The organism is Ramlibacter cellulosilyticus, assembly GCF_014297465.1.
GTDB classification, from domain to species: Bacteria; Pseudomonadota; Gammaproteobacteria; order Burkholderiales; family Burkholderiaceae_C; genus Ramlibacter; species Ramlibacter cellulosilyticus.
Map to the genome: position 1 here is coordinate 184345 of NZ_JACORT010000012.1, position 22418 is coordinate 206762.

Below are 22418 nucleotides of genomic sequence, written 5' to 3' on the forward strand. Positions count from 1 at the left end.
TGCCAGAATCGCCGCCATGCTGCAAGGCTTCGAACGGCTCACCCTCCAGCGCGACGGCGTCGCGCTGAACGTCCGCCGTGCGGGGCAGGGTGCGCCCTTGCTGCTGCTGCACGGCCACCCGCAGACGCACGCGATGTGGCACCGCGTCGCGCCGGCGTTGGCCGAGCACTTCGCGCTCGTGCTGCCGGACCTGCGCGGCTACGGCGACTCCGGGCGTCCGCCCGCCGGCGACGCGTCCACCGCGTACAGCAAGCGCGAGATGGCCCTGGACGCGATGCACGTGATGCGCGAACTCGGCCACGAAAGCTTCCAGGTGCTCGCGCACGACCGCGGCGCGCGCGTGGCGCACCGCCTCGCGCTGGACCATCCGCGGGCCGTCGAACGCCTGCTGCTGCTGGACATCGCGCCGACGCTCGCCATGTACCGCAACACCAGCGAAGCCTTTGCCCGCGCCTACTGGCACTGGTTCTTCCTGATCCAGCCGGGGCCGCTGCCCGAGGCGCTGATCGCGTCCGACCCCGTGCGCTACGTGCGCAGCGTGATGGGCGCGCGCCATGCCGGTCTCGCCGCCTTCGCGCCGCAGGCGCTGGCCGAATACGAGCGCTGCGCCGCCCTCCCGGGCACGGCGGCATCCGTCGTCGCCGACTACCGCGCGAGCGCCGGCATCGACCTCGCGCACGACCAGGCCGATGCCGACGCCGGTCGCCGGCTCGCGCAGCCGCTGCGCGTGCTGTGGGGCGAGCACGGCGCGGTGGGCCGCTGCTTCGACGTGCCGGCGCTGTGGCGCGCAGCCGCCGACGATTTCACCGGCCGCAGCGTCCCCTGCGGCCACTACATCGCGGAAGAGGCCCCCGCCCTTCTGCTGGACGAATCCCTCGCCTTTTTCAGGAGCACCAAGTGAGCAAGAAGCGCATCGCCGTCATCCCCGGGGACGGCATCGGCAAGGAAGTCATGCCCGAGGGCCTGCGCGTCGTGGACGCCGCCGCCCGCAAGTTCGGCATCGACCTCGCCTTCGACCATTTCGATTTCGCCAGCTGGGACTTCTGCGAAAAGCACGGCAAGTACATGCCGGACGACTGGAAGGACAAGGTGGGCAGCCATGACGCGCTGTTCTTCGGCGCCGTGGGCTGGCCGGAGAAGATCCCCGACCACGTGTCGCTGTGGCAGTCCCTGCTGCTGTTCCGCCGCGAGTTCGACCAGTACGTCAACCTGCGTCCCGCCCGCCTCATGCCCGGCATCATCGCCCCCGTCGTGCGCAAGGACGGCAGCCGCCGCGAACCGGGCGAGATCGACATGTACATCGTGCGCGAGAACACCGAGGGCGAGTACAGCAGCATCGGCGGCCGCATGTACCCCGGCACCGAGCGCGAGATCGTCATGCAGGAGACGGTGATGTCGCGCCACGGCGTGGACCGCGTGCTGAAGTTCGCCTTCGACCTCGCGCAGTCCCGTCCCAAGAAGCACCTGACCAGCGCCACCAAGTCCAACGGCATCGCGATCACCATGCCGTACTGGGACGAGCGCGTGGCGGAGATGGCGAAGCAGTATCCGGACGTCAGGACGGACAAGTTCCACATCGACATCCTGACGGCGCACTTCGTGCAGCGCCCCGACTTCTTCGACGTGGTGGTGGCGAGCAACCTGTTCGGCGACATCCTGTCCGACCTGGGTCCGGCCTGCACCGGCACCATCGGCATCGCGCCCTCCGCCAACCTGAACCCGGACCGCAAGTTCCCCTCGCTGTTCGAGCCCGTGCACGGCTCCGCGCCGGACATCTACGGCAAGAACATCGCCAACCCGATCGGCCAGATCTGGTGCGGCGCGATGATGCTGGACTTCCTGGGGCACAAGGAAGCGCACGACGCGATCCTGAAGGCGATCGAGGCCGTGCTGGACCCGAAGTCGGGCGCCCCGCGCACCGGCGACATCGGCGGCAAGGCGAGCACCACCGACGTGGGCAAGGCGGTGGCCGCGGCGCTGTAAGCCGTCAGCCTTCGTGCGGAATGGCGGCGGCGCTGTTGTATTGCCGCATGCCGTATTGACACCCCTCGCGGCGCTGTTTCTAATCGGCGCCAGTGGCTGCAAGGCCGCCCGCACTGTCTCCCCTTCCCGCCACGCCTGCCCCGCCGGGGCCGCGTCTCGGGAACGGGAGACAAATTTTTGGACCGCAAGGGTCGACAAACATTCCTGCAAGAGGGGCACCCATGAACAAGACCGAACTGATCGAGCACATCGCCAAACACGCCGACATCTCCAAGGCCGCGGCCACCCGCGCCCTGGAGTCCATGATCGGCGCGGTGAAGACCACCCTGAAGAAGGGCGGGTCGGTGTCGCTGGTCGGTTTCGGCACGTTCGCGGTGGGCAAGAGGGCCGCCCGCAGCGGCCGGAATCCCCGGACCGGCGCACAGATTAAAATCAAGGCCGCCAAGGTACCCAAGTTCCGTCCTGGCAAGGCGCTGAAGGATGCGCTGAACTGAGACGGATCACCCGGTGGGGTGCTTAGCTCAGCTGGTAGAGCGGCGCCCTTACAAGGCGTAGGTCGGCGGTTCGATCCCGTCAGCACCCACCACGATGAAAGGCGAACCGCGGTTCGCCTTTTTGTTTGTTCCCGAGACCGAGAGTCCCGACACCATGTTCGATTTCGTCCGCAAGCACACGAAGGTCATGCAGTTCCTGCTGTTCCTGCTGATCGTGCCTTCCTTCGTGCTGTTCGGCCTGCAAGGCTACGACCGCATGCACCAGAAGGGCGAGGTGGTGGCCAAGGTGGACGGCCAGGAGATCCACCAGGGCGAGTGGGACGAGGCGCACAAGCAGCAGGTGGACCGCCTGCGCGAGCAGATGCCCAACCTCGATGCCAAGCTGTTCGACAGCGCCGAGGCGAAGTACGGCACGCTGGAGCGCATCGTGCGCGAGCGCGTGCTGGCCGCCGCCGCCGCGAACTCGCACTTCCTCGTGGCGGACCAGCGCGTCGCCCGCGAACTGCAGTCCAACGAGCTGATCGGCGCGCTGCGCGGCCCCGACGGCAGGCTGGACATCGAACGCTACCGCCAGGTGCTGGCCGCGCGCGGCATGACGCCGGAGATGTTCGAGAACTCCGTGCGCAACGACCTCGCCCTGCGCCAGGTCGTCAACGGCGTGGCGCAGTCCTCCTTCACGCCCGCCGCGCAGGCCGGCGTGTCGCTGGGCAGCTTCTTCGAGCGCCGCGAGGTGCAGCTGGCGCGCTTCAACGCCGCCGACTTCAAGGCGAAGGTGGAGCCCACCGACGCGGAGCTGCAGGCCTTCTACAAGGACAACGCGAAGCTGTTCCAGGCGCCGGAGCAGGCGAACATCGAGTACGTGGTGCTCGACCTGGCGACGGTGGAGAAGGGCGTCACCGTCAACGAGGCCGACCTCAAGACCTACTACGAGCAGAACGCCTCGCGCCTGGCCGGCAAGCCCGAGGAGCGCCGCGCGAGCCACATCCTCGTGACGGTGGCGAAGGGTGCCTCCGCGGAAGACAAGGCCAAGGCCAAGGCGAAAGCCGAGGAACTGCTGGCGCAGGTGCGCAAGAGCCCCGACAGCTTCGCCGAGGTGGCGAAGAAGAACTCGCAGGACCCCGGCTCCGCGGCGCAGGGCGGCGACCTGGACTTCTTCGCGCGCGGCGCGATGACGAAGCCTTTCGAGGACGCCGTCTTCGCGATGAAGAACAAGGGCGACATCAGCGACGTGGTGGAGTCCGAGTTCGGCTACCACATCATCAGGCTCACGGACATCAAGGCCGACAAGCCGAAGACCTTCGAGGAACTGAAGCCGCAGCTCGAGGCGCAGGTGCGCAAGGAGCAGGCGCAGAAGAAATACGCCGAAGCCGCCGAGACCTTCAGCAACACCGTGTACGAGCAGTCGGATTCGCTCAAGCCCGTGGCCGACAAGCTGAAGCTGGAGATCCGCACGGCGCAGAACGTGACGCGCACGCCGCAGCCCGGCACCGCCGGCCCGCTCGGCAACCCGAAGTTCCTGGCCGCCGTGTTCTCGCCGGACGCCGTCGAGCGCAAGCGCAACACGGAGGCGGTGGAGGTGGGGCCTAACCAGATGGTGTCCGGCCGCATCACGCAGCATTCGCCCGCCCACACGCGTTCTTTCGACGAAGTGAAGGCCCAGGTGCGCGAGCAGGTCGTCGCGGCCAAGGCCGCCGAACTCGCGAAGAAGGAAGGCGAGGCGAAGCTGGCGGCCTGGAAGGCCGCGCCGGCGACGGCACAGCTCGGCGCCGCCGAGAGCGTCTCGCGCCAGGACGCGAAGCACCCGCGCCAGGTGATCGAGGCCGCCTTGCGCGCCGACCCGGCGAAGCTGCCGGCGCTGGTCGGCGTCGACCTCGGGCCGGAAGGCTATGCGGTCGTGCAGGTGAACAAGGTGCTGCCGCGCGAGGCGCCGGCTCCCCAGCAGGCGCAGCAGGAGCAGCAGCAGTACGCCCGTGCATGGGCGATGGCCGAGGCCGCCGCCTACTACGAGGAGCTCAAGCAGCGCTTCAAGGTGCAGATCAACGTGCCGAAGCCGAAGGAAGGCACGAGCACGCAGTAAGGCGCGACGCAGGCGCGGCTGACAGGGTGATCCGCGCCCGTCCGGCAAGAGCGGGGGAGGGCAGGGCCAAGACTGGCGCCCATGTCGCACGATGCCCCCACCGCCCGGCAAGCCGCCGAGATCACGCGCCGCAACGTGCGCACCGTGCGCGAGCTCGAGCAGCTCGCCGTCGCGGACCCCAGCTTCGCCGACCGCACCGCGTCCTTCGTGGCGCGCTTCTGCGGCAGCATCCACTTCGTGTGGGTGCACGCGGCGGTGTTCGGCGCCTGGTTCGCCGTGAACAGCATCCCGGGGCTGCCGCACTGGGATCCCTATCCCTTCACGTTCCTGACGATGTGGGCTTCCACGGAGTCCATCTTCATTGCCGCCTTCATCCTCATCGCGCAGAACTACGCGATGCGGCTGAGCGAGCGCCGCGCGCAGCTCGACCTGCAGATCAACCTGCTCGCCGAGCAGGAGACCACCAAGACGCTGCAGATGCTGGAGCTGATCGCGCAGAAGGTCGGCGCGCAAGTGGGGCACGACCCCGAGGTGGCCGCGCTCGCCGAGGCGACGCGGCTGGACTCGCTCGCCAAGCAGATCGACGAAACGCAGAAGGAGCAGGATCGCGAGGAGACCGGCTCGCCCTGACCGCGGGCGCCATGGAAAAGGCCCTGGAGGCTTGCGCCTTCAGGGCCTTTCACGTTCTGGGGTGGCTGATGGGACTCGAACCCACGACAACCAGAATCACAATCTGGGACTCTACCAACTGAGCTACAGCCACCGTGAGCCCGCGATTATAGCCGGGCCGCGGCGGTCTTTCAGGGATTGACCAGGACGAGCTTGCCTTTCACCTCGCGCGACCCCATGCGGGCATAGGCTTCCTTGAGCTGGGCCATGGGCATCGTGCGGTCGATCACGGGCTTGACCTTGCCTTCGCCGTACCAGCGCGCGAGCTCCTGCATCATCGCGGCGTTCGCCTTCGGCTCGCGGCGCGAGTAGTCGCCCCAGAAGACGCCGACGATGGAGGCGCCCTTGAGGAGCGCGAGGTTCAGCGGCAGGCTCGGGATGGGGCCGGCCGCGAAGCCCACGACGAGGTAGCGGCCGCGCCAGGCGATGGAGCGGAACGCGGGCTCGGCGAAGTCGCCGCCCACGGGGTCGTAGATCACGTCCGGGCCCTTGCCGTCGGTGGCCGCCTTCACTGCGTCGCGGAACGCCGTGGGCACGGGATGCTGCGTGTAGTTGATCGTGGCATCGGCACCGATGGAGCGGCACAGCGCGCATTTCTCGTCGGTGGAGGCCGCGGCGATCACGCGCGCGCCCATCGCCTTCGCGATCTGGATCGCCGACGTTCCCACGCCGCCCGCGGCGCCGAGCACGAGCACCGTCTCGCCGGCCTTGAGCTGGGCGCGGTCGACCAGCGCATGGTGCGAGGTCGCGTAGATCATGATGAAGGCCGCGGCGTCCACGAAGGGAAAGCCGGGCGGCAGCGGCATGCACAGCTGCGCGGGCGCGAGGGTGTGCGTGCCGAAACCGCCGGTGCCGGAGAGGCACGCGACGTTCTGGCCCACCTTCAGGTGCGTCACGCCTTCCCCGACGGCGGCGACGACCCCGGCGTACTCGGAGCCCGGCACGAAGGGCAGCGGGGGCTTGTGCTGGTACTTGTTCTGCACGATCAGCAGGTCGGGGAAGTTCAGGCTCGCCGCCTTGATCTCGACCAGTACCTCACCCGCCTTCGGTTGCGGGGTCGGCAATTCCTTCCACTGCAGCGCGTCGACGCCGACGGGGTTCTCGCAAAGCCAGGCATGCATGGGCGGTACTCCTTCTCGTTGCACGCGATCATAGGCAGGCGGCCGAGGGCCGTCCTGTCCCTGCGGTGACCGGCGCCTACAATCCTGCGGAATGAAGATCCTGCTCTCCAACGACGACGGCTACCAGGCGCCGGGGATCGTGGCGCTGTACGAAGCGATCCGCGACCTCGGCGACGTGGAAGTGGTCGCGCCCGAGCACAACAACAGCGCCAAGTCGAACGCGCTCACGCTGCACGCGCCGCTGTACGTGACCGAGGCGCGCAACGGCTTCCGCTACGTGAACGGCACGCCGGCCGACTGCGTGCACATCGCGCTCACCGGGCTTCTCGGCTACCGGCCCGACCTGGTGGTGAGCGGCATCAACAACGGCGCCAACATGGGCGACGACACGATCTATTCGGGCACCGTGGGGGCCGCGATGGAGGGTTACCTGTTCGGCATTCCCGCCATCGCCTTCTCGCAGGTGGAGAAGGGGTGGGCGCACCTGGAGTCGGCGGCACGCAAGGCCCGCGAGCTCGTGCAGTTCCTCGTGGAGCACCACCGCACGGACGATGCGCACTGGCTGCTGAACGTGAACATCCCCAATCGCCCGTACGGCGAGCTCAAGTCCTTCAAGGTGTGCCGTCTCGGGCGCCGCCACGCCGCGGAGAAAGTCATCTCGCAGTCGAGTCCGCACGGGGAGACCATGTACTGGATCGGCGGCGCGGGCCTGCCGAAGGACGATGCGGAAGGCACCGACTTCCATGCCTCGCTGCAGGGGCATCCGACGATCACGCCGCTGAAGGTGGATCTCACGGACCACGACGCGCTGCGCTACTGGGCGCAGTCCGCCGCGAAGCTGCCGAAAGGCGAGGGCACGCCGTGACGAAGCGGCCCGGCTTTCCCGCGCGCCTGCCCCGCGCGGCGCCGGCGCAGCCCGTGCGCAGGCCCGTGGCCGCGCCGGTCGGGAGCCTCGCGCCTTCGGGGCTCGGCCTCGACTCGCAGGCCGTGCGCGCGCGCATGGTGCAGAAGATCGCCGCGCAAGGCATCGTGGATGCCCGCGTGCTCGCCGCGATGCAGGCGGTGGAGCGGCATCGCTTCGTCGACAGCGCGCTCGTGAACCAGGCGTACGAGGACACCAGCCTGCCGATCGGCCTGGGACAGACGATCTCCAAGCCAAGCGTCGTCGCGCGCATGATCGAGCTGCTGCTCGGGTCGCGCGCGGCCGCATCGGGGCGGCTCGGGCGCGTGCTCGAAGTGGGCACCGGTTGCGGCTACCAGGCCGCGGTGCTGAGCCAGGTGGCCAGCGAGGTGTACAGCATCGAGCGGCTGCGCGGCCTGCACGACCGCGCGCGCGACAACCTGCGCGCCTTCCGCCTCGCCAACGTGCACCTGCTGTTCGGCGACGGCATGGCGGGTTTCGCGCAGGGCGCACCGTATGCGGGCATCATTGCGGCAGCAGGGGGTGAGGCCGTTCCTGCGACGTGGACCGATCAGCTCGCCGAAGGCGGACGCATCGTGGCACCCATGGTGATGCCCGATCAGCGCCAGGCGCTGGTGGTCATCGAGAAGGCGGCGGGCCGCCTCTCCCAGACGGTTCTTGAGAGCGTTCACTTTGTCCCCCTAAAATCGGGCATCGCATGAGGAAGAATTCGATGGACTCGCGCGCGTGCGCAGTGAAGTGGGTGGTTCTGGCAGCAGCGTGTGCCGTGCTGGCCGGCTGCGCCGCGCCCCGCCGCACGCCCGCGCCGGTGGAAGACCGCACCACGGTGCGTCCGGGCACGATCCCCGCGCAGCCCGCGGTGGCTGCGTTGCCGGGCGCCGAGAACGCGGGCAAGCCCGGTTACTACACCGTGCGCCCCGGCGACACGCTGCTGCGCATCGCCCTGGAGTCGGGCCAGAACTGGCGCGACGTCGCGCGCTGGAACAACCTGGACAACCCGAACGTGATCGAGGTCGGGCAGGTGCTGCGCGTGGCGCCGCCGAGCGCGCCCGCCGTCGCTGCCGCTCCCGCGCCCGGGTCGGCGGTGCCAGCCGCGCCCGCTGCTTCGACGGCATCGGCCGCCGTGCCGCCTGCCAGTGCCGCGAGCAGCGTCGCCCGCGGCACCGCCACGACGGCTCCGGCCAGCCCCGCGCCTGCGCCTGCGGCGAGCGGCCCCGACGACGAAATCGCGTGGGCCTGGCCCACCAACGGCGCGGCGACGGTGCTGGCCGGCTTCGACGAGCAGAAGAACAAGGGCGTGGACATCGGCGGCCGCGCGGGGGATCCCGTGCTCGCCGCCGCGGATGGCCGCGTGGTCTATGCCGGCGCCGGCCTGCGCGGCTACGGCAACCTGATCATCCTGAAGCACAACAACACGTACCTGACCGCATACGCGCACAACCAGTCGCTCCTGGTGAAGGAAGACCAGACGGTGCGCAAGGGGCAGAAGATCGCGGAGATGGGGTCCACGGACACCGACCGCGTGAAGCTGCATTTCGAGATCCGCCGGCAGGGCAAGCCGGTCGATCCCACGAGGTACCTCCCACCGAGATAGCCATGAAGCGGCGCAACGGGCACGGTTCGCCGACGCCTGCAGGCGCCCGCCCCGATGCGGACAGCGTTCCCACGGATGAGCCGCCGGTTCCCGTGGCCGAACCCGTCGCCGAGATTCCCATGCGCGAGCTGTCGGCGGACCTGTCCGGCGAGAGCACGGACACGCTGACGCTGTACCTGCGCGACGTGCGCCGCACCTCGCTGTTCACCGCCGAGGAAGAGTACGAGACCGCCATGCGCGCGCGGGCCGGCGAGTTCGACGCGCGCCAGTCGATGATCGAGCACAACCTGCGGCTGGTCGTGAGCATCGCCAAGGGCTATCTCGGGCGCGGCGTGCCGCTGTCGGACCTGATCGAGGAAGGCAACCTCGGCCTCATGCACGCGATCGACAAGTTCGAGCCCGAGCGCGGTTTCCGTTTCTCCACCTACGCGACCTGGTGGATCCGCCAGGCGGTGGAGCGCGCGGTGATGAACCAGGGCCGCGTGATCCGCCTGCCCGTGCACGTCGTGCGCGACCTGCAGCAGGTGCTGCGCGCGCGGCGCACGCTCGAGAACGACCCGGCGTTCATGGCGGCGCGCAACGGGGACGGGGAGGGCGTGCGCGTCGAGGACGTCGCCGCGCTGCTCGGGCGCGACGTGCAGGAGATCGCGCAGCTGCTGGCGATGGCCGAGACGCCCAAGTCGCTCGACGCCGTCGTGGACCGCTCGGACGACGAGCACACCCTCGGCGACTTCATGGCCGACGAACTCGCCCTGGACCCGACCGGCGTCACGCACAACCACGAGGTGGAGCGCCTGCTGGCCGGCTGGATCGACACGCTCTCCAATCGCGAGAAGGAGGTGCTCGAAGGCCGCTTCGGCCTGCACCATCGCGAGCCGGAGACGCTGGAGGTGCTGAGCGACCGCCTCGGCCTCACGCGCGAGCGGGTGCGGCAGATCCAGAATGAGGCGCTCACCAAGCTGAAGCGGCAGATGGCGCGCAGCGGCGTGGACCGCGATTCGCTCTTCTGAGGCGGCTGCTACAGTCGGGCGATGGCCTGGCCCGTCTTAGTCTTCGACATCGAATCCATTCCCGACATCGCGGGCCTGCGCGTGCTGCGCGACGTGGGCCCCGAGGTGAGCGACCAGCAGCTCTACGCCGCCTGGGTGCAGGAGCGCAAGGACAACAACCAGAGCGACTTCATGCCGCACCACCTGCAGCGGGTGCTGGTGATCAGCTGCGTGTTCCGCAATGCCGAGGGCCTGCGCGTGCATTCCTTCGTGGACCGCGACAACGCGAGCGAAGGGCGCATCGTCCAGAACTTCTTCAACACGCTGGACAAGCACACGCCGCAGCTCGTGAGCTGGAACGGCGGCGGCTTCGACCTGCCGGTGCTGCATTACCGCGGCCTGCGCCACGGCGTCACCGCCGACCGCTACTGGTGCATGGGCGAGGGCGGTTCCCCGGACGACCGCGAGTTCAAGTGGAACAACTACATCAGCCGCTACCACATGCGGCACCTGGACCTGATGGACCTGCTGGCCATGTACCAGCCGCGGGCCAACGCGCCGCTGGACGCGATGGCCAAGCTGTGCGGCTTCCCGGGCAAGCTGGGCATGGACGGCTCGCAAGTGTTCACGGCTTACCAGGAAGGCAAGCTGGAGGAGATCCGCCGCTACTGCGAGACGGACGTGATGAACACCTACCTGCTGTACTGCCGCTTCCAGAAGATGCGGTGCGGCTTCACGGAAGCGGAGTACGACCAGGAGATCGCCTTCGTGAAGGAAAGCCTCGGCAAGCTCGCGCCGGACGAGCCGCACTGGCAGGAGTACCTCGCGGCGTGGAAGTGAGGCCCCATCGCCGGGGTGCGCTTCGCGCAACCCAGCCCACGAACCGGCGCCGCACCCATCCCGGCCTGAGACAATCGGGCCATGAGTGACAAGGAGTCGCCGGCCCCGCACCCCCTGGGCTGGCTGCAGATCGAATCGCTGGACATCGAGGCGCAGGGCGTGGCCCGGCGCCCGGACGGCAAGGTGGTGTTCGTCGACGGCGCGCTGCCCGGCGAATGGGTGGACGTCAACGTCCACCGGAAGAAGAACAGCTGGGAGCAGGCGTCCCTGAAGCAGGTGCACCGCGAGTCGGCGCAGCGCGTGCGCCCGCGCTGCCCGCATTTCGGCCTGCACGAAGGCGCCTGCGGCGGCTGCAAGATGCAGCACCTGCACGTGGGCGCGCAGGTCGCGATCAAGCAGCGCGTGCTGGAAGACAACCTCTGGCATCTCGGCAAGGTCAGGCCCGACACCATCCTGCCGGCCCTGGAGGGCCCCGCCTGGGGCTACCGCTGGCGCGCCCGCTTCAGCGTGCGCCACGTGCGCAAGAAGGAGACGGTGCTGGTGGGATTCCACGAGCGCAAGAGCCGCTACGTGGCCGACATCCGCGAGTGCCACGTGGTGCCGAAGCACGTGAGCGACCTGCTGCTGCCGCTGCGGGCCCTGATCGGGTCCATGGACGCCATCGAGACCTGCCCGCAGATCGAGCTGGCGGTGGGCGAGGGCGTCACGGCGCTGGTGCTGCGCCACCTGGAGCCGCTCTCCGAAGGCGACCTGGCGAAGCTGCGCGCCTTCGCGGTGGAGCATGCGGCTGCCGGCGTGCAATGGTGGCTGCAGCCCAAGGGCCCGGACACCGTGCGCCTGCTGGATGCGGGCGGGCCCGACCTGTCGTACACGCTGCCCGAATTCGGCATCACGATGCCGTTCAAGCCCACGGACTTCACGCAGGTCAACCCGCACATCAACCGCGTGCTGGTCGAGCGTGCCGTGCGCATGCTGGACGTGCGGCGGGGCGAGCGGGTGATCGACTGGTTCTGCGGCCTCGGCAACTTCACCCTGCCGCTCGCGACGCGGGCCGGCACCGTGCTGGGCATCGAAGGCAGCGAGGCGCTGGTGGCGCGTTCGCGCGAGAACTACGCGCGCAACCATCAGGGCCGCGGCACGCCGCTCGCGCCCACGGAGTTCGTCGCCCGCAACCTCTTCGAGATGACGCCGCAGCAACTGGTGGCCGACGGCGCGGCCGACCGCTGGCTGGTCGATCCGCCGCGGGAAGGCGCGTTCGCGCTCTCCAAGGCGCTGGCGGACCTGCACCAGGACCACGCCCTGCGCGAAGGCGGCTGGGCGCCGCCGCGGCGCATCGTCTACGTGAGCTGCAACCCGGCCACCCTGGCGCGCGACGCGGGCCTGCTGGTGCACCAGGCGGGCTACACCTGCCGTGCCGCGGGCGTGGTCAACATGTTCCCGCACACGGCGCACGTCGAGTCGATCGCGGTCTTCGACAAGGAATGAAAAAGGGGCCCGCAGGCCCCTTCTTTCCGTGCGCGTTGGCGCTCAGTCGTCGCCGGACGTGATGCCCAGGAGGATCAGCAGGCTCTGGAAGATGTTGAACAGGTCCAGGTACAGCGCCAGCGTGGCGCTGATGTAGTTGGTCTCGCCGCCGTCGACGATCTGCTTCAGGTCGTACAGCAGGTACAGGCTGAAGATGCCGATCGCCAGGGTGCTGATCACCAGCACGCCGACCGTGGAGCCGACGAACACGTTGATGATCGCGCCGACCATGATGACCAGGGCGCCGGCGAACAGCCACTTGCCCATGCCGGAGAGGTCGCGCTTGATCACCGTGGAGAGCGTCGCCATCACGAAGAACACCCCCGCGGTGCCGCCGAAGGCGGTCATCACGATGCCGGTGCCGTTCTTCATGCCGAGGACCATCGCCAGCAGGCGCGAGAGCATCAGGCCCATGAAGAAGGTGAACGCCAGCAGCACGCCGACGCCGGCGGCGGAGTCCTTGGTCTTCTGGATGGCGAACATGAAGCCGAAGGCGCCGGCCAGGAAGACGATCAGGCCCAGCCCGCCCGAGAGCGAGCGGGTGATGCCGGTGGCGATGCCCACCCAGGCACCGAGCACCGTGGGCAGCAGGCTCAGGGCCAGCAGCCAGTAGGTGTTGCGCATCACCTTGTTGCGCTGTTCCAGCGCGGTGGCGGTGCCGTAGCCGTAGGACGGGACGGTCTGGATCGGGTCGTTCATCGCTGCTCTCCTCAACAAGGCTGGACGGCCGTTAGATGCGCGCATTCTAGGGGGGTTCCCGTCGAGCCCGGCAAGAAGCGGCCGGACGAGCGGCTATGCTCCCGGCTTTCCTGTTGCTTCCCGGCATTCCCCACCATGAAAACCAGATCTGCCCTCGAACTCGTCGATATCAAGGCCATCGCCGCCGCCGCGGAGGCCGAGGCCACCGCCAACAAGTGGGCGGTGACCATTGCGATCGCCGACGACGGCGGGCACCTCCTGTGGCTGCAGCGCCTCGACGGCGCGCCGCCCATCTCCGCCAAGATCGCGCCGGCCAAGGCGCAGACGGCCGCCCTCGGCCGCCGCGAGAGCCGCGTCTACGAAGAAATCATCAACGGGGGCCGCACGTCCTTCCTGAGTGCGCCGGCCGAAGGCCTGCTCGAAGGCGGCGTGCCGATCATGAAGGACGGCGTGTGCATCGGCGCCGTGGGCGTGAGCGGCGTGAAGTCCACCGAGGACGCGCAGATCGCGCGTGCCGGCATCGCCGCCCTGGGTCTCTGAGCTATTTGGTGAGGATCAGCTTGCCCAGGCGCGTGGCCTGCAGGCGGTAGACCTCGCCGTTGTGCACGATCTCCACCATGCGCCGTCCCTGCAGCAGCTGCTCGCTGGGCAGGGGCGCATGCCGCGCCTGCGGCCCCGGCGTCGTGGGCCGCTCGGTAGGCACGCTGGGGGGCGTGGCGCTGCTGCGCTCCATCACGGCGCCTTCGGCTCGGTGACGAAGCCGATGCGCCGCAGCCCGGCCTGCTGCGCCGCCGCCATGGCCTGCGCCACGCGCTCGTAGCGCACGCTCTTGTCGCCGCGGATGTGGAGTTCCGGCTGCGGGTCGCGGGCGGCCTCGGCGCGCAGCAGGCGCGGCAGGTCCTCGTCGCGCACCTGCGCCTCGTTCCACCAGTACTGGCCCTGCGCGTCGACGGAAAGGCGCACGGTCTGCGGCTTCACGTCCTGCGGCTGGCTGCTGGCGCGCGGCAGGTCCACCTCGACCGAGTGCTTCATCACCGGCACGGTGATCATGAAGATGATGAGGAGCACCAGCATGACGTCCACGAGTGGCGTCATGTTGATCTCGTTCATGACGTCGTCGGTGTCGTCCTGGGTGCCGAAGGCCATGGTCAGGCACCCTTCTTCATGGAGACGACTTTCGTCGCGCCGTTGGCCGAGACGCGGGCACCGGTGACGAAGTACGCGTGCAGGTCGTGCGCGAAGCGGTTCAGCTTGAACAGCACGCCCTTGTTGCCGCGCACCAGCGCGTTGTAGCCGAGGACGGCGGGGATGGCGACCGCGAGGCCGAGGGCCGTCATGATCAGCGCTTCGCCCACGGGGCCCGCGACGCGGTCGATCGTCGCCTGGCCGGCGGTGCCGATGGCCAGCAGCGCGTGGTAGATGCCCCAGACCGTGCCGAACAGGCCGACGAAGGGCGCCGTGGAGCCCACGGAGGCCAGCACCGCCAGGCCGCCCTGCATGCGGGCGGTGGTCTCGTCGATGGAGTTGCGCATGGCGCGCGTGAGCCATTCGCTGGCGCCCAGCGAGTCGTGCAATTGCGGCTGCGCATTGTGGTGCGCGGCGGCTTCGCGGCCTTCGAGCGCCAGGGCGCGGAAGGGATTGGACGGGTCCGTCCCGAGCTTGTTGAGGCCGTCGGCGAAATCGGCGGCATGCCAGAAGCTCTCGATGCTGCGCGACTGGCGCAGGAAGCGGCGCAGGTCCAGCGCCTTGATGATGATCACCATCCACGAGGCCAGCGACATCGCCAGCAGGATCACGGCGACGGCCTTGGTGACGATGTCGCCTTGTTCCCAGAGGTGGGCAAGCCCGAAGTCTGCGTTCATGTTTCCTGTCTACTCCAGCACGAAATGAATGGGGACGTCGAACCACATGGCTTCGGCCACGCCGCCGCGCTTGCCCGGAACGTAGCGCCACTTGCGCACCGTTTCCAGGGCTGCCTGGTCCAGCCGCTCGTAGCCGCTCGACGTCTTGAGCTGCGCGTCCTGGGCGGTGCCGTCGACGCCGATCAGCACGCGGACGACGACCTTGCCCTGTTCGCCGAGCCGCTTGCTGGCGGGCGGATAGGCGGGCTTGGGGTTCTGCAGGTAGTCGGCGCTGCTCGAAGGGAGCTCGACCTTCGGCGGGGGCGCAGGCGCCACCGGCGCGGGAGCGGCCGCCACGGGCGCGCTGACCGGCGGCGGCGCGGGCTGGGGCTCGGTGGTTGCCGTGGGCGCGTTCGGGGCCGGCACCGGGTCCGGCGCCGCGGTGAGCTTGGGGGCCGGCGGCGGGGCGATCGGCTTGCGCTGGACGACCGGCCTGGGCGCGGGCGCCGGCTCCGGCGGCTTCGGCGGCGCTTCCACCTTGGGAGCGGGCGGGGTGATGATCTCGCTCGTGACCATCACGGGCACGAAGACCTCGACGGCGCGTCGCACGAGCCCGCTCTGCAGCGCCCAGAGGGCGGCCACGTGGAAGAAGACGACGCCGCCGGCGATCGCGAGGTTGCGGCGGGAGAACGCGGACGGCGCGGCGGGAAGCGGCAGGTCGCTCATTCGTTGTCGTTGTGGTCGCGCAAGGCCCAGTGCGCAGCCGCGAGGACGAGGATCAGGCTGCCGACAAGGACGGGGAAGAAGGCCATGCCGCGCTCTCCGAGATGCGTGCGGCGAGCTGGACGGTGTGGCTGCGTGCCTCGCCCTCGACGGCGGCGACGGGATGCACGGCATTGCACTGGGCCACCACGTCGCGGGCGCAGCTTTCGCAGTTGCCGCACTGGGTGGCCACACCGAGTTCGAACTGGATGTCGTCGAAGCTCATGCCGGCGCGCGCGTGGCGGGCGATCTCGCGATCGGAGATGCGGCGGCAAACACAGACGATCATGGCAGTACGGCTTGGCTGGCTGTTGAAGAAGTGCGCGAAGTATAAATGCGAATCCTTCGCATTTGCAATATCCGCAGCGCTTGTCGGGTATCGCTCTTTCCGGACGCCGATCCGCTGCCGCAGGCTCAGCGGGCGAGCAGGCTTGCCTGCGCGGCCTGCGGCGTGGCGATGCCGCATTGCGCCATGGTGAGGGCGAGTTCGTCGCGCAGCAGGCGCAGCGCGTGCGCGGCACCGGCCGCCCCGGCGGCTGCCAGCGCCCACAGGACGGTGCGGCCGACCAGCACCGCGTCGGCGCCGAGGGCGAGGGCCCGCAGCACGTCGGCACCTTCGCGGATGCCCCCGTCCACCAGCAGCGGAATCGCGCCGCCGACCGTGTCCGCGATCGCGGGGAGCGCCTGCGCCGTCGCCGCGGCCGCCGCCAGCGTGCGTCCGCCGTGGTTGGACACGATCAGCCCGGCCACCTGCAGCCGCAGGGCCTCGCGCGCATCGAGCGGGTGCAGGATGCCCTTGAGCAGCACGGGCAGGCGCGTCTGCTGCTGCAGCCAGGCCACGTCGTCCCAGGTCGGCGCCCGCGCGAGCCGCTCGGCCAGGCCCATGGGCACCGCGCTGCCCGGGGGCGGCAGGTTGACCGCGGAAATTCCCACCGGCAGCCGGAACCCGGCTCGCCGCTCGGCGTCGCGTTGTGCACGCACGCCCGCGTCGACGGTGAGCACGAGCGCTTCGTAGCCGGCGGCCTCGGCGCGGCGGACGAGGTCGAGCGTGACGCCGCGGTCGTGCATGGGATAGAGCTGCAGCCACAAGGGGCCCCGTGCCGCGTCGCCCAGCATCGCGCGCGCGACGGTCTCCAGCGGCAGGCTCGCCTCGCAGCTCAGGACCATGCCTGCGCCCTGGGCCGCGGCGGCCAGCGCCATGGCCAGTTCGCCGTCGGGATGCGCGAGCCGCTGCAGCGCCATCGGCGCGACGAGCAGCGGCGTGGGCCAGCTCCGCCCGAGCAGCTGGCACTCCGTGTGCAGGCCCGGCAGCGACTGCAGCATGCGCGGCAGCAGCTTCAGCGCGTCCCAGGCTGCCCGGTTGGCGCGCGACGCGCTGCCGTCGCCGGCGGTCGCGTCGAAATACGCCCACGCCATCGGGTCCAGCGTTCTCTGCGCATGCGCCGCGTAGTCCGCGGCGGTGTGGACGTCCTCGGGCAGGGGCTGCAGGGCGGGCCGGCCGTTCACGTGTCGGCCCACATGCGCAGGAGGTTGTGGTACGTGCCGGTGAGCTGCACCAGCGCGGGGTCGTCCTCGCCGCCGCGCGCGCGCAGCTTGAGCAAGGCCATGTCCATCTCGAACAGCAGCTGCCGCTGTTCGAGGCTGCGCACCATGCTCTCGATCCAGAAGAAGCTGGCGATGCGCGCGCCGCGCGTCACGGGCGTGACCTCGTGCAGCGTGGTGCCCGGGTAGAGCACCAGGTCGCCGGCGGGCAGCTTCACGCGCCGCTCGCCCTGCGGTTCGCGGATCACGAGCTCGCCGCCGTCGTAGTCCCCGGGGTCGGCGAGGAAGAGCGTGCAGGACAGGTCCGTGCGCACCCATTGCGCTGGATCGCGCGAGTGCAGGATCGCGTTGTCCACGTGCGCGCCGTAGTGGTTGCTGCCGCCGCGGTAGCGGTTGAAGAGGGGATTGAAGATGCGGCGCGGCAGCGCCGCGGAGAAGAACAGCGGGTCGCGGTGCAGGGCGGCCAGCACCAGCGCGCGCAGTTGCGCCGCCTGCGGGCTGTCCTGCGCGAGCTGCTCGTTGTTCTTCTGCGCGAGCGCCTGCGCGCCGGCGCTGCTGCGGCCGTCCAGCCACGGGGCGCCTTCGCCGAGGAGGGATCGCGCGGTGGCGACCTCGTCGGGGCGCAGGATGGCTTTCAGGTGCAGCAGCATGGGCCCTCAGAACATCGTCTTCACCGTGAGCTCCACGCGGCGGGGCGCGCCCGGCACGTAGAAGCCGCGGTACAGGCCGTCAGCGTACAGCTTGTCGGCGAGGTTCGTCACGTTCAGCTTGGCCGACCAGGTCTCGTTGAACGTGTACTCCGCCATCGCGTCGGCGGTCACGAAGCTGTCCGCCGTCACGTGCCGCGCGCCTTCGGGGTTCTGCTCGCCGCGCCAGTTGAGGCCGAAGCCCAGGCGCAGCTTGGGCAGTACGCGGTACGTGGTCCACAAGCTGCCGCTGTGCTTCGGCGTCAGGCCGGGGCGGTCGCCCTTCACCTGCGCGCCGGTGCCGGCGGGATTCAGCGTCACGTTGCTCTCGTCGATCTTCGCCACCGGGATCCAGGTGTGGTTGAAGAAGACGTCCCACTTCGCGTCGATGCGGCCGGCGAGGTTGAACTCCATGCCGGCGGCGTGCCGCTTGCCCGAGAGCAGCTCCTGCGACGCGGCGGTGTCCGGGTCCGTGTTGCGCTCGTTGTACTTCTCGCTGTAGAAGGCGGCGACGCCCAGCAGGGCGCGGCGCTCGAACAGCTCCCACTTGCCGCCGATCTCGAGGTTGCGGCTCTTCTCCGCCGGCGTGTTGGCGGCGCGCGCATTCGCAGGCGGCTGGGGCGTGAACTGGTAGGTGTCCGCCGAGGTGTTGTACGAGGTGCCGAAGGACGCGTAGTAGCTCTCGAGCGCACTCGGCTGGTACAGCACGCCCACGCGCGGCGACCACAGGTTCTCGGTGCGCGCGCTCGTCTCCACGCCGGTCGTGCTGCGGTAGGAAGCGGTGAAGTGGTCGAAGCGCAGGCCGCCCACCAGCTTGATCGCGGGCGCGATCGTGACCGTGTCCTGCGCGTAGAGGCCGATGTCCTGCGCGTCGTAGGTGGTGAACGGGATCGGCCCGCGCGTGTCCGGGCGCACGGCGCCGTCGTTGGGCGTGCCCACCAGCGTGGTCGGTGCCGCGGCGAGACCCGCGGTGGCGCTGTTGTTGCGCTTCGACTCGTCCCGGTACAGGTCGACGCCCGCGATCAGGTCGTGGCGCTTGCCCGCCCAGTCGAAGCTGCCGGAATAGTCGCTGTTCAACTGCGTCAGCGTGGTCTCGCCCACGCGGGCCTTGGGCGTGCGGCGCAGCACGGTGGCGTCGCCGAAGTTCGCCTGCGTCGTGCCGGGCGCGAAGGAGATCGCGCTCGCGAGCAGGTCGCGCTCGTACTTGCCGTGGCGCAGCGTCGTCCGCAGCTGCCCCTCGTTGTCGAAGCGGTGCGTGTGCGTGAAGGTGGCGAAGTCCGCCTTCGTGTCGAGATGGTCGTTCGCCAGCCCGTAGTAGTTCTTCGCGTCCAGCTTGGGGACGATCGTGCCGCGCGCTCCTTCGCTCAGGAACCAGGGGTGGTTGTAGAGCGGCACGCCCTGGATGTCGAGGTGCACGAGGCCGACCGAGAACTCGTCGCGCGTGCCGATGCCCCAGCGGTACGTCGGCGCGATGCCGAACTTCTGCTGGCTGGCCCCGTGGTTGTCGTTGTCGTGCGCCATCACGTTCAGGCGCATGGCCGCGCTCTCGCCGGTCTGGATGTTGAAGTCGCCGGTGAGGCGGTTGAACCTGCCGGTGCCGATGGTGTAGTCCACCTCGTGCTGCGTCATCAGGAAAGGCTGCTTGCTCACCTGGTTGACGACACCGCCCGTGGAGCCCTTGCCGAACAGCATGGACGCCGAACCCTTGAGCACCTCCACGCGGTCGTCGTTGAAGGTGTCGCGCTCGTACAGCGGCGCATCGCGCAGCCCGTCGCGGTAGATGTCGCCGGCCTGCTGCAGCGAGAAGCCGCGCAGGCGCACGTCCTCCTCGCCGGTCTCGCCGGCCTGGAAGGTGATGCCCGCGGTGCTCTTGAGCACCTCGCGGAAGTCGTCGAGGTTGCGGTCGTCGATCAGCCGCTCCGTCTGGACGGTCACGGACTGCGGGATGTCCTTGAGGTCCTGGTTGCCCTTGCCGATCTGCGTGCGGCGCACGCGCAGGTCGTTCTTGGTCTGCGGGGCATCGGCCTGGTCCACCACGGTGACGGTGGGCAGGGCGCGCGTGCTGCCCTGCGGAGCGGTTTGCGCGAAAGCGCCGGCCGAGGCGGCGAGCATGAGGGCGCCCAGCGGGAGCAGGGCGGGTTCCGGTCGAGTTTCTTGTGCCATGAGGCCTCCAGCGTGTCCGCGCGAGGGGCGGACGTTGTTGTTCGAAGGCTGGCTGGCGCTGGCGCGCGGTCTGGCTGGCCGGTTGCAAAGCGGGCGATTCTAAATGCGAATCTCTCGCATTTGCAATACAATCCGCGGAAAACTCCGGGTCCGACGATGCGACGCGACACCTTCTCCACGCCCGAACTGCCGCCGGCCGCCCCGGCCGCGGCGCCGTCCTGCCTCGACCGCGCGCCGCTGGGCGAGCCGCTCGTCGTGCGTCGGGTGCTGCCCGATGCGCGCGTGCCCGAGCGCGCGCGGCAGCTGGAAGAGATCGGCTTCTACCCGGGCGAGCAGGTCATGGTGATGACGCGCGGCATTCCCGGCGGCGACCCGCTGGTGGTGCGCGTCGGCCAGTCCACGTTCGCCTTGCGTGGCGCCGAGGCGGCCTGCGTCCAGGTCGAAGGGGTGGCCGCGCGCACGGCATGACCGAAGCCGTCGTCCACCTGCACCCCGCCGGCCGCCTGGCTGCGCTGGTGGGCAATCCCAATGCGGGCAAGACCGCGCTCTTCAACCGGCTCACCGGCAGCAACCAGAAGGTCGCCAACTACGCCGGCGTCACGATCGAACGCAAGGAAGGCCGTCTTGCCCTGCCTTCGGGCAAGACCGTGCGCGTGCTGGACCTGCCGGGCACCTACAGCCTGCATCCGCGCTCGCCGGACGAGCGCATCACCTGCGAGGTGCTGAACGGCACGGCGCGCGGCGAGAAGCGCCCGGACCTCGTCGTGTGCGTGGTCGACGCCACCAACCTGCGCCGCAGCCTCCGCCTGGTGCTGGGCGTGAAGCGCATGGGCCTGCCGTGCGTGGTGGCCCTCAACATGGCCGACCTCGCCGCCGACCGTGGCATCCGCCTCGATCCCGATGCGCTCGCGAGCGAGCTGGGCGTGCCGGTCGTGAGCACCGTGGCCGTGCAAGGCGAGGGCGACGCCGCGTTGCGCGCGCTGCTGGAACGCCCCGAGATCTGGCAACCCACGACCACGCGCATGCCCGTGCCGCAGCCGCCCGGCGACGAACTGCCGGACCACGAGCGCGTTCGGCAGATCCTGGAGCGGCTCGGGCTCGACGTGGTGGCGCCGCACCTCGCGAGCGACCGCATCGACCGGGTGGTGCTGCATCCCGTGGTGGGGCCGGTGCTGCTTGCCGTGCTGCTGTTCCTCGTCTTCCAGGCCGTGTTCGCCTGGGCGGAAGCGCCCATGGCCTGGATCGAGGGCGCCACTTCGTGGGCGGGAAACCGGGTCGGGGCGCAGCTGCCCGCGGGCTACCTGCGCAGCTTCATCACCGACGGCCTGATCGCCGGCGCGGGCGGCGTGATCGTCTTCCTGCCGCAGGTGCTGATCCTGTTCTTCTTCATCCTCGTGCTGGAGGAGTCGGGCTACCTGCCCCGCGCGGCCTTCCTGCTCGATCGCATCATGGGCGGCGTGGGGCTGTCGGGGCGCTCGTTCATCCCGCTGCTTTCCAGCTTCGCCTGCGCGATCCCCGGCATCATGGCCACGCGCACGATCGCCAACCCGCGCGACCGCCTCGTCACGATCATGATCGCGCCGATGATGACCTGCTCGGCGCGCCTGCCGGTGTATGCGCTGCTGATCGGCGCGTTCATCCCGCACCGCCAGGTGGCGGGAATGGAGCTGCAAGGGCTGGTGCTGTTCGCCCTGTACCTGGCGGGCATCCTCGGTTCGCTGCTCGTCGCGTGGGTGCTGAAGCGGACCACGGCGCGGGGGCTCGTGCGCCCGCTGATGATGGAGCTGCCCACCTACCACTGGCCGCACCTGCGCAGCGTGGCGCTGGGGCTGTGGCAGCGCGCGGCGATCTTCATGAAGCGCGTGGGCACCATCATCCTGGTGCTGACCATCGCGCTGTGGTTCCTCGCGAGCTTCCCGGCGCCGCCCGCGGGTGCGACGCGGCCGGCCATCGAGTACAGCATCGCCGGCATGCTGGGGCACGGCCTGTCACTGCTGCTCGCCCCGATCGGCTTCAACTGGCAGATCAGCATCGCGCTGGTGCCGGGCCTCGCGGCGCGGGAAGTGGCGGTGAGTGCGCTGGGAACGGTCTATGCGCTTTCAGCGACCGGTGACGACACGGCCCAGGCGCTGACGCCCATCATCGCGCAGAGCTGGAGCCTCGCGACCGCGCTGTCGCTGCTGGCGTGGTACGTGTTCGCGCCGCAGTGCATGGCCACGCTCGCGACGGTGAAGCGGGAGACGGGCGGATGGAAGTGGGCGCTGGTGATGGCGGGGTACCTGTTCGCGCTGGCGTACCTGGCGTCGTTCGTCACCTATCGCGCTGCGCTTGCGCTCGGCTGGGGTTGATCGCTGGGGTGCGCTGCGCGCAACCCAGCCTACGGTCCGGGTGAACTTGACCCTCTCCGCGGACTGGTAAACGGTTGATTCTCCAGCCTTAGATCAGCAGTGGCGCAGGGTTTTCCAGGGCGGCGGGCGGCGCTTGCGACGAACCGGCCGCCGCGGTGGGAAAC

General features: G+C 69.7%; 24 protein-coding genes and 2 tRNA genes. 15 read left to right on the forward strand and 11 right to left on the reverse strand.

Annotated elements, in window-relative coordinates; translation table 11 throughout:
- Nucleotides 1–16: 16 nt before the first annotated feature.
- The 6 genes from H8N03_RS23040 to H8N03_RS23065 all read left to right on the forward strand — a co-directional run bounded on the left by H8N03_RS23040 (nt 17) and on the right by H8N03_RS23065 (nt 5184).
- Nucleotides 17–901, forward strand: a complete 885-nt coding sequence (locus H8N03_RS23040; protein WP_187078572.1) for an alpha/beta fold hydrolase — start codon at nt 17–19, stop codon at nt 899–901.
- A complete protein-coding gene (locus tag H8N03_RS23045) occupies nt 898–1983 on the forward strand; it encodes a tartrate dehydrogenase (RefSeq protein ID WP_187078573.1) in 1086 nt (361 codons plus the stop codon). Before H8N03_RS23040 ends, H8N03_RS23045 begins: the two co-directional genes overlap by 4 nt.
- Before the next feature lie 221 nt (nt 1984–2204).
- A complete protein-coding gene (locus H8N03_RS23050; protein ID WP_013901776.1) occupies nt 2205–2477 on the forward strand; it encodes an HU family DNA-binding protein in 273 nt (90 codons plus the stop codon).
- A 16-nt stretch (nt 2478–2493) separates the two neighbouring features.
- A tRNA-Val gene (locus H8N03_RS23055) sits at nt 2494–2569 on the forward strand.
- A 62-nt stretch (nt 2570–2631) separates the two neighbouring features.
- On the forward strand, nt 2632–4554 hold the full coding sequence (locus H8N03_RS23060; RefSeq protein ID WP_187078574.1) for a SurA N-terminal domain-containing protein: 1923 nt from the start codon (nt 2632–2634) through the stop codon (nt 4552–4554).
- Nucleotides 4555–4635: 81 nt separating this feature from the next.
- A complete protein-coding gene (locus H8N03_RS23065) occupies nt 4636–5184 on the forward strand; it encodes a DUF1003 domain-containing protein (RefSeq protein WP_187078575.1) in 549 nt (182 codons plus the stop codon).
- A gap of 57 nt (nt 5185–5241) precedes the next feature.
- On the opposite strand, the gene H8N03_RS23070 is transcribed toward H8N03_RS23065, so the two are convergent.
- Nucleotides 5242–5317: transfer RNA gene (locus H8N03_RS23070), tRNA-His, on the reverse strand.
- 37 nt (nt 5318–5354) lie between these two features.
- Nucleotides 5355–6344: an NADPH:quinone oxidoreductase family protein gene (locus H8N03_RS23075; RefSeq protein WP_187078576.1), complete on the reverse strand. Its 990-nt coding sequence runs from the start codon at nt 6342–6344 to the stop codon at nt 5355–5357.
- A 91-nt stretch (nt 6345–6435) separates the two neighbouring features.
- Here H8N03_RS23075 and surE point away from each other — a divergent pair, with 91 nt between their 5' ends.
- The 6 genes from surE to rlmD all read left to right on the forward strand — a co-directional run bounded on the left by surE (nt 6436) and on the right by rlmD (nt 12174).
- Nucleotides 6436–7209, forward strand: coding sequence for a 5'/3'-nucleotidase SurE (gene surE, locus H8N03_RS23080; RefSeq protein WP_187078577.1), 774 nt, complete (start codon nt 6436–6438; stop codon nt 7207–7209).
- Nucleotides 7206–7967, forward strand: coding sequence for a protein-L-isoaspartate(D-aspartate) O-methyltransferase (locus H8N03_RS23085; RefSeq protein ID WP_187078578.1), 762 nt, complete (start codon nt 7206–7208; stop codon nt 7965–7967). Before surE ends, H8N03_RS23085 begins: the two co-directional genes overlap by 4 nt.
- Nucleotides 7964–8860: a peptidoglycan DD-metalloendopeptidase family protein gene (locus H8N03_RS23090; protein ID WP_435531682.1), complete on the forward strand. Its 897-nt coding sequence runs from the start codon at nt 7964–7966 to the stop codon at nt 8858–8860. The genes H8N03_RS23085 and H8N03_RS23090 overlap by 4 nt, the downstream gene beginning before the upstream one ends.
- Before the next feature lie 119 nt (nt 8861–8979).
- A complete protein-coding gene (gene rpoS / locus H8N03_RS23095; protein ID WP_255428366.1) occupies nt 8980–9870 on the forward strand; it encodes an RNA polymerase sigma factor RpoS in 891 nt (296 codons plus the stop codon).
- A gap of 21 nt (nt 9871–9891) precedes the next feature.
- Nucleotides 9892–10689 (forward strand): 3'-5' exonuclease, encoded by a 798-nt coding sequence (locus tag H8N03_RS23100; RefSeq protein WP_187078580.1) that lies wholly within the window; start codon nt 9892–9894, stop codon nt 10687–10689.
- An 81-nt stretch (nt 10690–10770) separates the two neighbouring features.
- Complete coding sequence (gene rlmD / locus H8N03_RS23105) at nt 10771–12174, forward strand: 23S rRNA (uracil(1939)-C(5))-methyltransferase RlmD (RefSeq protein WP_187078581.1); 1404 nt, start codon at nt 10771–10773, stop codon at nt 12172–12174.
- A 42-nt stretch (nt 12175–12216) separates the two neighbouring features.
- Here the strand turns inward: rlmD and H8N03_RS23110 are convergent, their stop codons facing one another.
- A complete protein-coding gene (locus H8N03_RS23110) occupies nt 12217–12912 on the reverse strand; it encodes a Bax inhibitor-1/YccA family protein (RefSeq protein ID WP_187078582.1) in 696 nt (231 codons plus the stop codon).
- Nucleotides 12913–13047: 135 nt separating this feature from the next.
- On the opposite strand from H8N03_RS23110, the gene H8N03_RS23115 reads away from it, so the two are divergent.
- On the forward strand, nt 13048–13452 hold the full coding sequence (locus H8N03_RS23115; RefSeq protein WP_187078583.1) for a GlcG/HbpS family heme-binding protein: 405 nt from the start codon (nt 13048–13050) through the stop codon (nt 13450–13452).
- A 1-nt stretch (nt 13453) separates the two neighbouring features.
- Here the strand turns inward: H8N03_RS23115 and hemP are convergent, their stop codons facing one another.
- From hemP to H8N03_RS23155, 8 genes are all read right to left on the reverse strand, one after another.
- A complete protein-coding gene (hemP, locus tag H8N03_RS26705) occupies nt 13454–13645 on the reverse strand; it encodes a hemin uptake protein HemP (protein ID WP_187078584.1) in 192 nt (63 codons plus the stop codon).
- Nucleotides 13645–14058: an ExbD/TolR family protein gene (locus H8N03_RS23125; protein WP_187078585.1), complete on the reverse strand. Its 414-nt coding sequence runs from the start codon at nt 14056–14058 to the stop codon at nt 13645–13647. The genes hemP and H8N03_RS23125 overlap by 1 nt, the downstream gene beginning before the upstream one ends.
- A 2-nt stretch (nt 14059–14060) precedes the next feature.
- A complete protein-coding gene (locus H8N03_RS23130; protein WP_187078586.1) occupies nt 14061–14774 on the reverse strand; it encodes a MotA/TolQ/ExbB proton channel family protein in 714 nt (237 codons plus the stop codon).
- 9 nt (nt 14775–14783) lie between these two features.
- Nucleotides 14784–15479 (reverse strand): energy transducer TonB, encoded by a 696-nt coding sequence (locus tag H8N03_RS23135; RefSeq protein ID WP_187078587.1) that lies wholly within the window; start codon nt 15477–15479, stop codon nt 14784–14786.
- Between the two features lie 52 nt (nt 15480–15531).
- Nucleotides 15532–15804, reverse strand: coding sequence for a (2Fe-2S)-binding protein (locus H8N03_RS23140; protein WP_187078608.1), 273 nt, complete (start codon nt 15802–15804; stop codon nt 15532–15534).
- Nucleotides 15805–15929: 125 nt separating this feature from the next.
- Entirely contained in the window at nt 15930–17021 is a 1092-nt protein-coding gene (locus H8N03_RS23145; protein WP_187078588.1) for an alpha-hydroxy acid oxidase, read from the reverse strand.
- Nucleotides 17018–17707: a Fe2+-dependent dioxygenase gene (locus H8N03_RS23150; protein ID WP_187078589.1), complete on the reverse strand. Its 690-nt coding sequence runs from the start codon at nt 17705–17707 to the stop codon at nt 17018–17020. Before H8N03_RS23150 ends, H8N03_RS23145 begins: the two co-directional genes overlap by 4 nt.
- Nucleotides 17708–17713: 6 nt before the next feature.
- Nucleotides 17714–19906, reverse strand: coding sequence for a TonB-dependent receptor (locus H8N03_RS23155; RefSeq protein ID WP_255428353.1), 2193 nt, complete (start codon nt 19904–19906; stop codon nt 17714–17716).
- 156 nt (nt 19907–20062) lie between these two features.
- Between H8N03_RS23155 and H8N03_RS23160 the strand changes: the two genes are divergently transcribed.
- Together H8N03_RS23160 and feoB are read left to right on the forward strand one after the other, a co-directional pair.
- The gene (locus H8N03_RS23160) at nt 20063–20374 is read left to right on the forward strand and encodes a FeoA family protein (RefSeq protein ID WP_187078590.1); all 312 of its coding nucleotides are present in this window, start codon (nt 20063–20065) and stop codon (nt 20372–20374) included.
- Nucleotides 20371–22254 carry a ferrous iron transporter B gene (gene feoB / locus H8N03_RS23165; protein ID WP_187078591.1) on the forward strand — a complete coding sequence of 628 codons (1884 nt, stop codon included), beginning with the start codon at nt 20371–20373 and terminating at the stop codon, nt 22252–22254. The genes H8N03_RS23160 and feoB overlap by 4 nt, the downstream gene beginning before the upstream one ends.
- The last annotated feature ends 164 nt before the right edge of the window (nt 22255–22418 follow it).